17 protein-coding genes and 1 pseudogene are annotated in these 13,373 nt (G+C 68.4%); 8 read left to right on the top strand and 10 right to left on the bottom strand.

Going from position 1 to position 13,373, the window contains the following annotated elements; translation table 11 throughout:
- The first annotated feature begins 47 nt into the window (after window positions 1-47).
- Complete coding sequence (locus tag FHR38_RS22450; protein WP_184536526.1) at window positions 48-1,016, top strand: L,D-transpeptidase; 969 nt, start codon at window positions 48-50, stop codon at window positions 1,014-1,016.
- A gap of 100 nt (window positions 1,017-1,116) precedes the next feature.
- Here the strand turns inward: FHR38_RS22450 and FHR38_RS22445 are convergent, their stop codons facing one another.
- From FHR38_RS22445 to FHR38_RS22435, 3 genes are all read right to left on the bottom strand, one after another.
- Window positions 1,117-1,725: a hypothetical protein gene (locus tag FHR38_RS22445; RefSeq protein ID WP_184536525.1), complete on the bottom strand. Its 609-nt coding sequence runs from the start codon at window positions 1,723-1,725 to the stop codon at window positions 1,117-1,119.
- A gap of 19 nt (window positions 1,726-1,744) precedes the next feature.
- Window positions 1,745-2,284 carry a matrixin family metalloprotease gene (locus FHR38_RS22440; protein ID WP_184536524.1) on the bottom strand — a complete coding sequence of 180 codons (540 nt, stop codon included), beginning with the start codon at window positions 2,282-2,284 and terminating at the stop codon, window positions 1,745-1,747.
- Between the two features lie 128 nt (window positions 2,285-2,412).
- Window positions 2,413-3,003 (bottom strand): TetR/AcrR family transcriptional regulator, encoded by a 591-nt coding sequence (locus tag FHR38_RS22435; protein WP_184536523.1) that lies wholly within the window; start codon window positions 3,001-3,003, stop codon window positions 2,413-2,415.
- 71 nt (window positions 3,004-3,074) lie between these two features.
- Between FHR38_RS22435 and FHR38_RS22430 the strand changes: the two genes are divergently transcribed.
- The gene (locus tag FHR38_RS22430) at window positions 3,075-3,404 is read left to right on the top strand and encodes a DUF3626 domain-containing protein (protein ID WP_312882340.1); all 330 of its coding nucleotides are present in this window, start codon (window positions 3,075-3,077) and stop codon (window positions 3,402-3,404) included.
- Window positions 3,405-3,524: 120 nt separating this feature from the next.
- On the opposite strand, the gene FHR38_RS22425 is transcribed toward FHR38_RS22430, so the two are convergent.
- Together FHR38_RS22425 and FHR38_RS22420 are read right to left on the bottom strand one after the other, a co-directional pair.
- Entirely contained in the window at window positions 3,525-3,716 is a 192-nt protein-coding gene (locus FHR38_RS22425; RefSeq protein WP_184536521.1) for a DUF397 domain-containing protein, read from the bottom strand.
- On the bottom strand, window positions 3,707-4,312 hold the full coding sequence (locus FHR38_RS22420; protein WP_376771425.1) for a helix-turn-helix domain-containing protein: 606 nt from the start codon (window positions 4,310-4,312) through the stop codon (window positions 3,707-3,709). The genes FHR38_RS22425 and FHR38_RS22420 overlap by 10 nt, the downstream gene beginning before the upstream one ends.
- 270 nt (window positions 4,313-4,582) lie before the next feature.
- Between FHR38_RS22420 and FHR38_RS22415 the strand changes: the two genes are divergently transcribed.
- Entirely contained in the window at window positions 4,583-4,744 is a 162-nt protein-coding gene (locus FHR38_RS22415) for a hypothetical protein (protein WP_184536519.1), read from the top strand.
- A gap of 3 nt (window positions 4,745-4,747) precedes the next feature.
- Window positions 4,748-5,050, top strand: a complete 303-nt coding sequence (locus tag FHR38_RS22410) for a hypothetical protein (RefSeq protein ID WP_184536518.1) — start codon at window positions 4,748-4,750, stop codon at window positions 5,048-5,050.
- A 94-nt stretch (window positions 5,051-5,144) separates the two neighbouring features.
- Here FHR38_RS22410 and FHR38_RS22405 read toward each other — a convergent pair whose 3' ends face one another.
- The 3 genes from FHR38_RS22405 to FHR38_RS22395 form a co-directional block, all read right to left on the bottom strand.
- The gene (locus FHR38_RS22405; RefSeq protein ID WP_184536517.1) at window positions 5,145-5,516 is read right to left on the bottom strand and encodes a nuclear transport factor 2 family protein; all 372 of its coding nucleotides are present in this window, start codon (window positions 5,514-5,516) and stop codon (window positions 5,145-5,147) included.
- 226 nt (window positions 5,517-5,742) lie between these two features.
- Window positions 5,743-6,414: a TetR/AcrR family transcriptional regulator gene (locus tag FHR38_RS22400; RefSeq protein WP_221449128.1), complete on the bottom strand. Its 672-nt coding sequence runs from the start codon at window positions 6,412-6,414 to the stop codon at window positions 5,743-5,745.
- 17 nt (window positions 6,415-6,431) lie between these two features.
- Window positions 6,432-7,871 (bottom strand): MFS transporter, encoded by a 1,440-nt coding sequence (locus tag FHR38_RS22395; protein WP_184536516.1) that lies wholly within the window; start codon window positions 7,869-7,871, stop codon window positions 6,432-6,434.
- Between the two features lie 114 nt (window positions 7,872-7,985).
- Between FHR38_RS22395 and FHR38_RS32435 the strand changes: the two are divergent.
- From FHR38_RS32435 to FHR38_RS22380, 3 genes and pseudogenes are all read left to right on the top strand, one after another.
- Window positions 7,986-9,011, top strand: a pseudogene (locus FHR38_RS32435) (FAD-dependent oxidoreductase); the annotation flags it as partial.
- Between the two features lie 234 nt (window positions 9,012-9,245).
- Window positions 9,246-10,055, top strand: coding sequence for a helix-turn-helix domain-containing protein (locus tag FHR38_RS32430; RefSeq protein WP_184540051.1), 810 nt, complete (start codon window positions 9,246-9,248; stop codon window positions 10,053-10,055).
- A gap of 94 nt (window positions 10,056-10,149) precedes the next feature.
- Complete coding sequence (locus FHR38_RS22380; protein ID WP_184536515.1) at window positions 10,150-10,710, top strand: GNAT family N-acetyltransferase; 561 nt, start codon at window positions 10,150-10,152, stop codon at window positions 10,708-10,710.
- A 23-nt stretch (window positions 10,711-10,733) separates the two neighbouring features.
- On the opposite strand, the gene FHR38_RS22375 is transcribed toward FHR38_RS22380, so the two are convergent.
- Entirely contained in the window at window positions 10,734-11,342 is a 609-nt protein-coding gene (locus FHR38_RS22375; RefSeq protein ID WP_184536514.1) for a DUF998 domain-containing protein, read from the bottom strand.
- Between the two features lie 100 nt (window positions 11,343-11,442).
- On the opposite strand from FHR38_RS22375, the gene FHR38_RS22370 reads away from it, so the two are divergent.
- Entirely contained in the window at window positions 11,443-12,198 is a 756-nt protein-coding gene (locus tag FHR38_RS22370; protein WP_184536513.1) for a DUF5131 family protein, read from the top strand.
- Here the strand turns inward: FHR38_RS22370 and tcmP are convergent.
- Window positions 12,182-13,303, bottom strand: coding sequence for a three-Cys-motif partner protein TcmP (gene tcmP / locus FHR38_RS22365; RefSeq protein WP_184536512.1), 1,122 nt, complete (start codon window positions 13,301-13,303; stop codon window positions 12,182-12,184). The genes FHR38_RS22370 and tcmP overlap by 17 nt on opposite strands.
- Between the last annotated feature and the right edge of the window lie 70 nt (window positions 13,304-13,373).

Here is a 13,373-nt window from a genome sequence, read left to right as displayed (position 1 = left end):
TTTTCGCGGAAATTGCCCGCTTTAGCCACTTGCAATATGGTGCAAGCATGCCTTTTGACCCTTTCGAGCCCTCCGCGCCGCCGCGCGGCTGGCAGCGGGTCGTACTCGTTGGCGGAGTGATCACGCTCATCATCGGCACAGTCGTACTGGCGTCGGCTACCATCGCCAACCTGCGCCGCACCGGAACACAACCGGGGGCGGTCGCCACACCGCAACCGGTCGCCGACACCGGACGCGTGGGTCCGAACGCGTCTCCACCCTCATCGCCGTCCGTCGAGGCTCCGATCGGCGCAACCCCGCCACCGGCCAACCTGCCGGTCGTGGACTACGGGCCGGCACCGCGAGGCTTCCCCACCGATCCGGCAACACTGTCGACCGATCCGCTGCGCGAGGGCCTGCACCCGCTGCGCCTGGTCGGCGCGTACGACGCACCGGGCGGGCAGCCCCGGGCCTTCCTCGCCCCCACCATCCAGGGGGTCGAGCTGACCATGCCGATCGTCGAGCGGCGGGCAGGCTGGGCCGCCGTACTGTTGCCCTCGGTCAACCGGACCCTGGCCTGGGTACCACCGGACGGCTGGAGCAGCGTGCCGCTACGTGACCAGCTCGTCGTGACCCGCCGGAGTCACCAGCTCTTCTGGTTCCGGGACGGGACACTCGTCCGGTCCTGGCAGGTCAGCCTCGGCGTCGCGCGTACGCCCACCCCGCTGGGCCGCACCTTCCTGCTCGGCCGATCCACCCTGCCCGGCGCGGTCTACGCCGACACCGATGTGTTCGCCCTCGGGGCGGTGCCGGACAACCCGAAGGCCATTCCGCCCGGCCTGCGCGACGCACACATCGGGCTGCACACCTGGTATCACGACGGCGAACTGGGCAAGGACACCACGGATGGCTGTATCCGGTTGCCCCGGAAGGGGCAACGGCAGTTGCTGAGCGAGGTCAGGCCGGGAACCTCGCTGGTCGTGGTTGACCAGTTCACTCCGCAGAGCAGGTCGGCGAGCCCGATACCGGGCACGTGAGTGACCGAGGGGCACGCGGCTCGGCCCGGCTGCTGAATGAAGGCAGGCACACGGCTCGACCCGGCGACGCCTGCAAGCCGCCGGGCCGAGGTCTATGGGGCTATCTCGCCGCGTCGCGCAACCTGGCCAGGACCCCGGTCAGACCGCCGAGTTCCTTGACTTCCTTGGCGACCACGGACGACGAGGCGCCCCCGGCCAGCCCGGACCCGTCCGACTTGACCAGGAGTTGGCTGTTCTGGTTGGTCAGGACGTAGCCCTCGCGCTTGAACTCCGGCGCGATCTTCGTCAGCAGCCAGATCCCCTGGTCGCCTCGGTTGGGCGTAGCCCTGCTGTCGAAGACGACCGCGGCGCGCTGGATGTGGGTGAGCAGGGCGACCTCGATGGACTCGCCCGCGCTGCCCTTGATGACCTCGTCGACGGCGATCGTGTAGATCGTGTATTCGAGGTCCCTACTCTCCCCGATCTGGACACCGCTGACTGCGCCGACCACACGCCCGGAGACCACGAGTTCCGAGGCGTCGGTGAGTTCCGCCAGCCCGGCATTGGGCAGATAGTCACTCACGTCCACATTGGCCCCGTTGGCATTGTCGTGGACGTGCTCGCCCTCGTCGGCGTGCTGGCTCGCTCCGCCACACGCCGACAGTACGAGCGCAGCCGCCACTCCGAGCGCGCCGACGAGCAGCCCTCGTCTGGTCCTCTTCTCACTCATCGAATCCCCCTTCCGTCCGCTAGTAGGTCGCGTTGATCGCGTCGGTGTCGTGGCTGTCGAACGTGGTGACGATCGGCGGCGCGGCACCCGACGTCATGCAGGAGGAGTTCGTGGACCGATGGCCCAGTCCGGCGACGTGCCCGAACTCATGGGTCGCGGTCTTGCGCCACTGGGTCGTCGTGGTGGCCGTACGACCGTTGAGCTGGACGGTCTTGTAGGTGCAGTACCCGCCGGAGACGCCGCCGGGGCAACTGGTCAGGCCGTACCACGAGTCCGGGTAGCTGGCCGCGTAGGACGACACGTTGTAGCTGCCGGTGCAGGCCACCGACGACGCGTTGACGTCGGTCGGGTTGATCTGGGTGATGGCATACGACGAGGCGCTCTGCCCGTCCGTCCAGCCCGAGATGCACACCCGCCACGCCGTGGTGTTGAGGATTCCGCTGGCCGCTGTCCCGCCGTGCGAGGCATGTGCCGGTGTGGCCACGGCCAGCGTGGCTGCTGTCGCGGCGGTGAGTGTGACCAGCACCGCGCCCAGGCGGCGGACTTGACGTCTGACCATACGACGCACCTCCAACAAACACATTTAGATGTATGGATGTAACGGACTGCACGTTATCCCTGACTCTTGGTCAAGTCAAACGTCAGCCCACCCCGGGTAACGGAACCGGTGGAGACGAGATCGGGGCGTTACGCCCGAGGTAACGCGCTCAGGAAACCGTCCAGCAAGGTGGTCTGCCGGGCCGGTGGAAAGCGGTCCGGGTCGAAGAGCACCTGCACGACGAGCCCGTGCGCGAACGCGGCAGCCATCGCGGCCACCTCCTCCGGGTCGGTGGCCTCGGGCAGCTCACCCCGGCCGATCGCCGCCTCGACGTGGACCCGCAGCCGCGCGCGCCAGCGGACGTACCGCTGGGTCTGCCGGAGGCCGAGGTCGGGATCGCCCAGCGCCGCGTCCCAGAAGCTCACCCAGACCCGGCTCATCGCGACCAACTCGGCGGTGAGCGGAAGCACGTCGAGCAGCGCGGCCCGCAGCGCCGGCAGGCCCGGCGCCTCGGCGATCTGCCGCGCGCGGGTCTCGCTGCGCTCCTCGGCGACGTCGAGCGCGTGCCGGACCAGTGCCCGCTTGCTGGGGAAGTAGTGGGTGAGCAGACCGGTCGAGGCGGTCATCTCGGCGGCGACCGCCCGCAGCGTCAGTCCACCGAATCCTCGGGCCGCGAGCACCCGCCAGACCGCCTCGGAGACGTCGGCCCGCCGCGCGTCGTGGTCTCCTCGTGCGGGCATCCGCAGCTCTCCTCACCTGGTCCAACCAGGGGCATCGTACATAACGATCGTTGGGAAACTACGCTGCCCAGGTGCACGGACCGGTCCGGCTGGACCGCGACGTGGAGGCGTTGGTGCTGGACCCGAGCTATCGGGGTACGGAGGTGGAGGCTGCCGCCTGTCGGCTGCCCTGCCCGCTCGAATGGCACCCGGGCTTCCGGCTCGCCGTCAGCGAGTTGCGGCGCTACCCGGACTACCGGGGGCAGGAGTGCGTCGACCTGGGCACAAAGATCGCCATCGACGGCTATCTGAATTCTCGGATGATCGGCGCTGCCGCGCTTACCGGCGACCATGACGAGCAGGCACTGAAGCGGGTCTGGCACTATGTCGCACGGTTCGGGCCCCTGCCGCCAGGCGGCTGATCGTGCCCTACGCGAGCCACGCCCGCCGAGGTTGACTCGGTGTAGACAACAGCGAGCTGTGCCCCCCGGACTCGCTGTCCCCGCCGGGCTGGCCAGCGGGGACAGCGCGAGCTATGCGGGTCAGTCGCGTGTGGCGGCGTACGACACGAAGGCCAGCCAGGCCGCCGGGCCGAAGGCCAACGTGCCACCGTCCCGGTCCTTGGTGTCGCGCACCAACACGACGCCGGGCAGGTTGTCGGCCACCTCGACGCAGTCGCCGCCGTTAGCGCCGCTCCGGGTGGACTTACGCCACCGGGCACCGGTCAGATCCATGGCCGCACCAACTCCTTGATCAGCTCGATCGACTGCCGTCGAGGCAGCGCCTCGTTACGCACACTCTCCCACCTTGCCAGTATCCCGGCGCACTCCTCGGCGAACCGGTCCAGCGCCGCCTCGTCGATCACTGTGGTGAACTGCGGCGGCTCGGCCCGGTCCAGGATGGTCTGCCGTTCCAGCCTGGCGGCTACCAACTGCTCGATTCGCTCCTCGGTGAGGCTGGTGTCGCCCCGGAAGAGGGCGCGGGCGTAGTTGGCCGTCTGAAGCAGACCGGGGATCAACGTCGGGTGGAAGCACCGCAGTTGGGTGGCTCGGCGTTCGGCGTCCAGCCAGGGCCGGAACCACAACGGTTCACCGTCGCGTTTGGCCAGCTCCAGCAGTCGTACGAAGAGGTCACCCGTACCGAGCACCTCGTCCGCGCGGGCCAGGTAGGCGGCGTCCAGCGGGCGCTGGCCCAACTCCACCGCCGACACCATCGACGCCGAATAGTGCGCCCGCTTGCCGAACTCCTCCTGGCTCAGTCCGGCGGCCGTACGCATTCGGCGCAGTTGGGTCCGGATGAGGTCCGCCGTAGTTGGCTTGTCAGTCGCCACACTTCCTCCACAGTGCCGGTGCCGATGGGTTGATTCGCCTCGGGTACGCACCGCAGCCGCTACCGATCCGCCCCGCGACCTGCCAATCCCTTCCGAACGTAGTCGATCCATCACCAGACTGTGACCCGTCGGATGCGGTGGCTTTCGGCAGAGCCACAGAGGGACGCAGCCGACCCGGGGCCGCCGTCGCATCGCCCGTCCCCCACACCGACGGCGGCCCCCTCTCCCCGGCGGTCGAGTCGGACCGTCATCCACTTGAGAGGAGCACCCATGTTCAGTGGCGACTACGAGCCGGTCCCCGCATCTCCGCGCCAGCCCGCGAAGACGCCTGAGCCCGAATCAACCCTGGAGCCGACCGAGCCGGATTCCGGGCCGGCAGCGGACACCCCGCCGCGTCCCGATCAGCCCACCTTCAGTCGCCGGGCGTTCTGACTGATGGCAAGGCTCGATCCCACCCTGGCGGCCCTCACCGAACTCGCCGCCCGGATACGCGAGAAGGTCCGGCCCGGGGACACCCTGAACGTCCCCGAGACGCACTACCTGAACGGCACCGAACCGCTGCGGCTGCTGGTCACCCGCGTCGGTGGCGTCGTACAGGTCGGCAGCCTGTTGATGGTCGAGATCGTCGGCTATCCCATCGATTCGGTCGGGCCGACCTGGCAGGAGCGCTGGGTATCCGTACGCGTGGTGGCGCTGGACCTCCCCGGCGCGGTGAGCAGACCCGCGTCGCCGTCCTGACTCAGCGGAAAATGCGCAACGGCGCACATCGAATATCACGTAGGCCACGCGATATTCGATGTGCGCCGTATTCGATCGTGCGCTGCCGTAACAGTCAGACGGCGGCCGGGACCTTGTCGAGGAATCCGTGGACGGCCCGAATCCGGCCATCCTCCGCCAGCACGGCAACATCGAAGCCGATTACGAGTGATTCACCGCCGGCCGCCGGCACCAGTTCCCAACCGAACCGTACGACGTTGTGGTGGCCGTCGACCGGGCCGTGCACCTGGAAGACGTGCCCGGGGAACATGCCCTGCACACCGCTGATGACCGCAGCGATTCCGGCATGCCCGGCGACCTCGGCCATCGGGTCGGTGTAGGTGGCGTTCTCGGTCCACAGTGCCGCGATCGCCGCAGCTCGGGCCTGCTCGTCCCCCTCGTTCCAGACAGCGAGGTAACGCTCGACCAGCTCGTTGTACTCAGCCATTGTCCTGCCTTTCGCAGCAATCCACATCACGAATCGACGCCCTACGAAGTAGCCTTTCCGGCTCGCTCGTCGGCGTTGAGGGAATCATTTCCTGGTTCCGCGATGCTGTCGATTACCTGCGAGGTAACGAGCAGAGTCGACGAGGTGATCAGGACGCTATGGACGTTACCGGGCCGTCGTAGCGTCCATAGCGTCCTGATCACCAAGCCAACTGACCTTGGTGAGCTCACATCACGGCGAGGGCGGCCAGGACGGTGGTGGTCACGATCTTCCCCGCTTCCACAGGGTCGAGGCGGTCCGCGGCGACCTCTTCGGTAGCCGCGTGCAGCAGGGTGTAGAACGTGGTCACGAGCCACGCACGGGGCAGGTCGGTACGGATGTCACCGTCGCGCTGGCCGCGGCTGATCAGCTGCTCCACCCGGGTCATGACCTGGTCGTGGTGGGCGCGCATTCGTTCCGGCCCCAGGTAGCGGGGCCCGATGCGCATCAACTGTCGGTGCTCGTTGAGGATCTGCCACGCCGAGTCGATCAGCCGAGCCAGCGCCTGCGGGGCCGGTCCGTCACCGAGGTCGACAGCGTCGAGTGCTTCGTTGGCGCGGGTGATCGCGTACGCGACCAGCGCGTCGACCAGGGCCTCCTTCGCCGGGAAATGGCCATAGAGGGTGACCCGACCGACTCCGGCGGCCCGGGCGATCTCCGCCATGTTGACCTCGTGCCCCTGGCTCAGGTAGGCCAGCCCGGCGTTCAGGATGGCCTCGATGTTGCGTTGGGCATCCGCCCGACGACGGCCGGGCTCAGCCGGGCGGGCATCCGCCCGACGACGGCCCGGTTCAGCCGGGCGAGGCGTATCCGTTGACCCGGCCGTCGCCCGTGCCTGGCCGTCACGTTCTTTGGTCACGACGCAGAGCCTAAGGCTCAGTGCACGAAGACCGGGCCGTCGGTGACCGGTGGCGGGCCGGGCGGCAACAGCCACGGCACCGTCGCGGCGATCACGCTGGCAGCGATCGCGCATGCCCAGAACGCATCGGCGAATCCGCCAGCACCGGTTACGGCGGCGCTGGTGTCGATGCTGGCACCGGCAATCGTCGAGACGATCGCCACACCCAGGGTCGCACCGAGTTCGTGAGCGGTGTTGATGGTGCCGCTGGCCATGCCGGCGTGGTGCGGGTCGACCCGGCTCATCGCGGTGACGGTGGCGGTGATGAACCCGGTGCCGAGACCGGCGGCGGTCAGCACGAACCCGGGCAGTACGTCGGTCCACGCGTTTCCACCGGGCGCTACCCGCGTTAGCAGCACCAGACCGACCGCAGCGGTGGCGAACCCGACAGCGGCCAGCGGTCGGGGTCCGATCCGGCCGATCAGGTGCCCGGCCAGGTGCGCGCCGATGATGGTGGCGATGGCAACCGGCAGGAACACCAGCCCGGTGCGCAGGGCGGACAGGCCGAGCAGGCGTTGCAGCAGCAGCGAGTTGAGGAAGAACCCGGAGATGAGCAGCCCGGAGGCGGCCAGCATCACGACGCTGCCGGCGACCATGGGTCGCTGCCGGAACAGGCGGAGTTGGACCAGTGGTGCCGGAACCCGATGTTCGACGATGGCGAAGACGGCATAGAGCGCCACGCCCATGATGATCGGCAACAGGGTGGTCCCGGCTGTCCAGCCGACGTCCCCGGCCCGCACCAGTCCATAGATCAGCGCCCCGGAAGCGGCGGTGGCCAGCAGCGCTCCGGGCACATCCAGCCGGCCCTGATGGCGGGGCGTCGCGGGGACCATCCTGGGGACCAGGGCGGCGACCACCACCCCGACGGGCACGTTGACGAAGAAGATCCACTCCCAACCCGGGCCGGAGACCAGGAGGCCACCGACCAGCACCCCCGCTGCCGCACCGCCGCCGCCGATCGCTCCCCACACGCCGAGTGCGCGGTGCCGCTGCGGACCCTGGTAAGTCGTGGTCAGGATCGACAGCGCGGCCGGTGACAACAGGGCTGCTCCCACGCCCTGCGCCACTCGGGCGGCCACCAGCAGTGTGCCGCTGTGGGCCAGCCCGGCCACGAGTGATGCGGCGGTGAAGGCCAGCAGTCCGATCAGGAACATCTGCCGCCGGCCGAGCAGGTCGGCCAGCCGGCCGCCGAGCATCATCAGGCCGCCGAAACACAGCGTGTACGCGGTAACCACCCAGGTCAGGGCGCTGCGGTCGAGGCCAAGGTCGGCGGCCATCCGGGGAAGCGCCACGTTTACCACGGTCACGTCCAGGATGACCACGAACTGGGCCAGGCAGAGCAGCACCAGGACCGACCAGCGCCGGCTGTCCACCGAAGTCTCGGGGAGGTGGAGTGGGTGCCCCGTCGCGTGACTCATCGAACCCATCTCCCTAACTCATACATCAACATACGAGTTACAGTAGGCCCCGAACGGCGATAAGTCGAACGCGTATGTTCGACTTATCGGGGGCCGGACGGAAGGAAAGAAATCTTGAGGAGACGTACGGCAGTCATCATCGGGGCCGGTATCGCCGGGCTTGCCACCGCTGTCGGCCTGTCCCGGGCGGGTTGGCGGGTGACCGTCTTCGAACGGGCCCGCCAGTTCGCGCCGGTCGGAGCGGGAATCAGCCTGGCGCCCAACGCCGTACGCGCACTCGAACAGCTCGGCGTCGGGCAGGAGTTGCGCAAGCGCAGCTTCGCCTCCGGGGCGGCGGGCATCCGGGCAGCGAAAGGACGTTGGTTGATCCGTACCAGCCTCGACGATCTGACCGCGCTCGGCGGCGGCCCGTCGTTCCTGTTACGCCGCGCCGACCTGCACCACATCCTCGCCGACGCCGCAGCCGAGGCGGAGATGCGCACCGGCCACCAGGTCCTGGGCGTCAGCACCCGGGCGGGACATGCCGAGGTGACCTACGAAAGCGCCCGGGGCAACGGCGTTGCGCAGGCCGATCTGGTCGTCGCTGCCGACGGAGTGCACAGCGACATTCGCCAGGCGTTGTTCCCGGCGCACCCCCGCCCCGCCTACGCCGGTTACCTCACCTGGCGCGGCCTCGTCCCCGCTGACGCGGCCCCACCGGGACTGGAAGGACTGACCGAGAGTTGGGGCCGGGGGCAGCGTTTCGGGATCGCCCCGCTCGCTGACGGGCAGGTGTACTGGTATGCGACGGCAACGGCTCGGGAAGGCAGCCACACCCGGGACACCATCGGGGAGGTCACGGCCCGCTTCACCGGGTGGCACGACCCAATCCCGCAACTCCTGGCCGCCACTGCACCGGCCGCCCTGCTCGGCCACGACATCCACCACCTGGCCACCCCACTGCCCACCTACACCGTCGGGCGGGTAGCGCTGATCGGCGACGCCGCGCACGCCATGACCCCGGACCTCGCTCAGGGTGCCTGTCAGGCTCTCGAAGATGCCATCACCCTGGTCACGTTTGCCGCCGACGCCGCCGGCACCGCCGACGTTACGGCGGCATTGACCGCGTACGACAATACGCGCCGTCCCCGTACCCAGGGGCTGGTCCGCGCTTCTGCCCGATTCGGCCGGATCGCCCAGGCTCGCCACCCGCTGACAGCCGCATTACGCGATACCGCCGCCCGACTGCTCCCCACCAGCGGCTACCTGCACGCCAGCGCCGACACCATCTCCTGGCAACCGCCGGTGGTGGCTCAGCCGGGCCGCAGCGCAACCGGGCCGCAGCGCAACCAGCCAAGCTGTTCACGCCGACTAAGATCGCCGGGTGAGGACGTCATGACCAGTGCAGTCGCCCAGCCACCCCGCCCCTTCGGTGAGTTGCTGCGACAGTGGCGGGAACGCCGACGGGTCAGTCAACTCGAACTCTCCATCCAGGCCGAGGTCTCCACCCGGCACCTCAGTTTCGTCGAGACCGGCCGCTCGGCACCGAGCCGCAACATGGTGCTCCAGCTCGCCGAGCAGCTCGACCTGCCACTACGGGAACGCAACCGGCTGCTGCTCGCGGCCGGGTACGCCCCGGCGTACTCGGAGAACTCGCTCGACGCCCCACAGATGACGGCGGTACGCGACGCCGTCCGGCAGGTGCTGACCGGGCACGAGCCGTACCCGGCGGTGGTGGTCGACCGCCGGTGGCACCTGCTCGACGCCAACGCCAGCCTCACCCTGTTCACCGACGCCGTCGCGCCGCACCTGCTGAAGCCGCCGGTCAACGTACTCCGGGTCAGCCTGCACCCGGAGGGCATGGCACCGCACATCGTCAACCTTGGCGAGTGGCGGGCCCACCTGCTCGGCCGCCTACGCCGACAGGTCGAGGTCACCGGGGACTCCGAGTTGGCCGCGCTCGCCGCTGAGCTGCGCGACTACCCCTGCGACCAGCCCGAACCAGAGGTCGAGCTGCCGGGGCCCGGCGAGATCGTCGTACCGCTGCGCTTCCAGTACGGCGACAGTGTGCTCACCTTCTTCAGCACCGTCGCCACCTTCGGTACGCCGTTGGACATCACCCTTGCCGAGCTGTCGATCGAGTCGTTCTATCCGGCCGACGCGCAGACCTCCGACGCGCTGCGCACCCGCGCCGATATGGCGTAGTCCCCAGGGGCATCGAGCTGACGGCGAGGGGCCGCGGATCGAGCCGTCGTATAGTACGTAACAAACGTTTGGCATGTGGACCGAAGGAGATCCAGTGTTCGCGTACCCGCTCACCGACAACGCCGAGCTTCGGCCACTCGAACCGTGGCAGGCGGCCGACTTTGCCGCGTACGTCGAACGCCACCGCGCCCACCTCGCGCCCTGGCTGCCGTGGGCGCAGATCATCGTCGACGAGCCCAGTGCCCGGCAGTGGTTGCAGCGCTACGCCGAGCGGCAGGCCGCCGACAGCGGCCGGATCTACGGCATCTGGCTCGACGGCGCGCTCGTCGGCGGCACCCTGTTCCGGGTCTTCGACACCGCCAGCGGCGTCTGCGAGGTGGGCGTCTGGCTCTCCCCCGAGGCGCAGGGGCAGGGGCTGGTCAACCGCGCCGCCCGCTGCATGATCGACTGGGCGGTCGACGTACGGGGAATGGCCCGGGTGGAATGGCGGGTGGATGCCACCAATACCCGCAGCATCGCCGTCGCCAACCGACTCGGCATGACCCGGGACGGCGTGCTGCGTGAGGTGTTCCCGCTCAACGGCGTCCGCATCGACCTCGAAGTCTGGTCGGTACTCGCCCACGAGTGGCGCGCGACCCACGCCGAAGCGGTCTGAGTACGCAGTCTCCGCGGTCATCCCTACGACGGATAGGCGAGTTGCGCGCAGAGCACCCCGAGCCAGCTCCAGCCAACGATGATCGCGACGCGCTGGATCAGACCGGTACGCGGAGAATCCTGCTCCCATGCCTGGCCGAAGCCCACGAACAGCAGGGTGGCCGCGACGGCGGTAAACCCTGAGTACCACCGCCACACCTCACCGTCCAGGGCAAACACCGCGACGATGGCGGCGGTCGGCAGCGCGGCGAAGACCACTATGCCCGCCCCGTCGTGTACGTGGTGCCGCCAACTCAGCTCGGACGGTGTCTCGTCCGGCGTGCCCGGTGGGTAGCCCCGCATCGGGTCCATGGGAAACACACCGGAGGCGACGAGCGCAAGGCCGAACACGGCGACCGCGATCGCCAACCAGAGGCTGCCTGTGGCCTGCCCGAGCCCGAGGGCGGAGGCGGTGATGAGCCCGCCACACAGCACGAAGCTCGTGACCTGAACCCAGCCGCGTGGGCCGAGCGCCAGCGCGCTCACCGGTTGGCGAACCGGATCGTAGCCGGGCCGGGTCAGACCATCGACAAGGAACGTCACGACGAACAGCACCGTGCCAACGACACCGGCCCCGAGCAGCAGGTTCGTCATCGATCCACGTTAACAAGTAATCCGGTCGACACCCACCGTCGGACCTCGCAATCCGCACTGATGTTCGAGAGGATGAGACGTCAACCGGGAGGAGCCGACAATGGCCGACCACAGCGCCATCGAATGGACCGAGGCCACGTGGAACCCCACCACCGGATGTGACCGGATTTCGGCCGGCTGCGACAACTGCTACGCCCTCACCCTCGCCAAACGTCTCAAAGCCATGGGCTCCGCCAAATACCAGAACGACGGCAATGCGATCACCTCCGGCCCCGGATTCGACGTCACCATCCACGAAGACGCTTTGGACATTCCCCGCCGCTGGCGGGAGCCCCGCACCGTCTTCGTCAACAGCATGAGCGACCTCTTCCACGCCCGGGTGCCCCTGGACTACGTACGGCGGGTCTTCGACGTCATGGCCGATACGCCGCGCCACACCTATCAGGTGCTCACCAAGCGGGCCAGCCGGCTGGCGAAACTCGCACCGCAACTGGACTGGCCCGGAAACGTGTGGATGGGCATGAGCGTCGAGTCCGAAGCCGAGCTTGCTCGGATCGACCACCTGCGCACCGTCCCCGCGGCGGTCCGGTTCATCTCCGCCGAGCCGCTGCTCGGCTCGCTCGATGGCATCAACCTGGGCGGCATTCACTGGCTGATCGCGGGCGGCGAGTCCGGGCAGGGGGCGCGGCCGATGGACCCCACGTGGGTGCGGCAGCTACGGGACGCCTGCACCGCCTCGGGTACGGCGTTCTTCTTCAAACAGTGGGGTGGCCGTACCCCGAAGGCTGGCGGACGGTTGCTCGACGGACGCACCTGGGACGAGATGCCGTCGCGGGAGCTTACGCCGGCTCGATGACCTTCTTGATCAGATCGCCCTTCGAGTCGGTCCTGGTCACCCCGGGATGGAGGCGCTTCCAGGCTGCCCGGAGGTGCATCTCGCGGGCCTGACCAGCGGCGCTGCCGAAGACGTCACCGTACCGGTCGAAGATCTTGAAAGGTCTTCCTTCACTCAGCAGCCGCCGTAGATTCGCCTCGATCTCGTTCACCCATCCGTCAGCCAACACCTTCTCGCTCGCCTTGAAGGCGGCCTCGTCACCAAAGAACGTGTTGGCGTTCACGATCTCGTGTAGGGCCTCACGCCACCTCTGCATTCCGAGCGAGAGTGCCTCACCGAAGGCGATGAACCCGTCGGGGTGCCGGGTGAGGAACACGAGGTAGTACACCGGTTTCTGGTGTGCCCGGTTTCGTACCGGTGTGGTCCACCAGCCGCACCGCTGGCTGCTGGCCAGCCGACGGGCGTACTCCGCCACGATGCCCTCCTCGGCCGCGTCGTGGTCGTCGCCATGGTCGAGCCACTTCTGCCGCCACCAGTCACTCCCACAGGCGGCGTCCATGCGAGCGAGTGCGGCCTCCTTGCCGGGGATCACCTTTTCACTGTTGAGGAGGCCAGCGATCCGGCGCAGGCCACTGGCGTTAAAGTTGATGAGCAGTTCGGTGGCCGGCGGCTGGGTCGGACGCTGGTTGAAGATCTCCACTGTGGCGATAAACGGGATCATGACCCCGAACGGGTCCAGGAAGACCAGCAGTGGCACGTCCTTGACCCGCGCCAACAGGTGCCCCAGATGGTCGGCGATACTTCCCCGAAACAGCTCCACCGGCAGGTCGGCGCCTTCGGACGCGATAACGTGCCGCAGCTTGGCCAGCGGCTCCGGCTCGCTCTCCACAAGGTAGCTCTCCAGGCATCGGTTGATCCGGGTAAGCTCGCGCGCCTTCCGCATGAGCATGGCCGGCGACGCCTCTTCGCCGGACGCGTAGCGCCCCTCGCCTGCGTACCCGTCGATGACCGCGACCCGATGACCGGGCGAGTACAGCCCGGTCTTGCCTACGAACTGATCGATGTACTGGTTCATGATCGCGTGCTTGAGGATTGCTACGGGCTTCTTGTCCTCGAAGAAGGTCATCTGCGGCTCGCTTTACCTGAGGGGGACGGACGACTGCACACCGTGACCGACCGTTGTCGATCTGTCACGG

The sequence above is a fragment of the Micromonospora polyrhachis genome (assembly GCF_014203835.1).
In the GTDB taxonomy this organism is placed as follows: Bacteria; Actinomycetota; Actinomycetes; order Mycobacteriales; family Micromonosporaceae; genus Micromonospora_H; species Micromonospora_H polyrhachis.
Note: the sequence above shows the minus strand (reverse complement) of the source record. Positions and strands in the feature narration are given on the sequence as shown.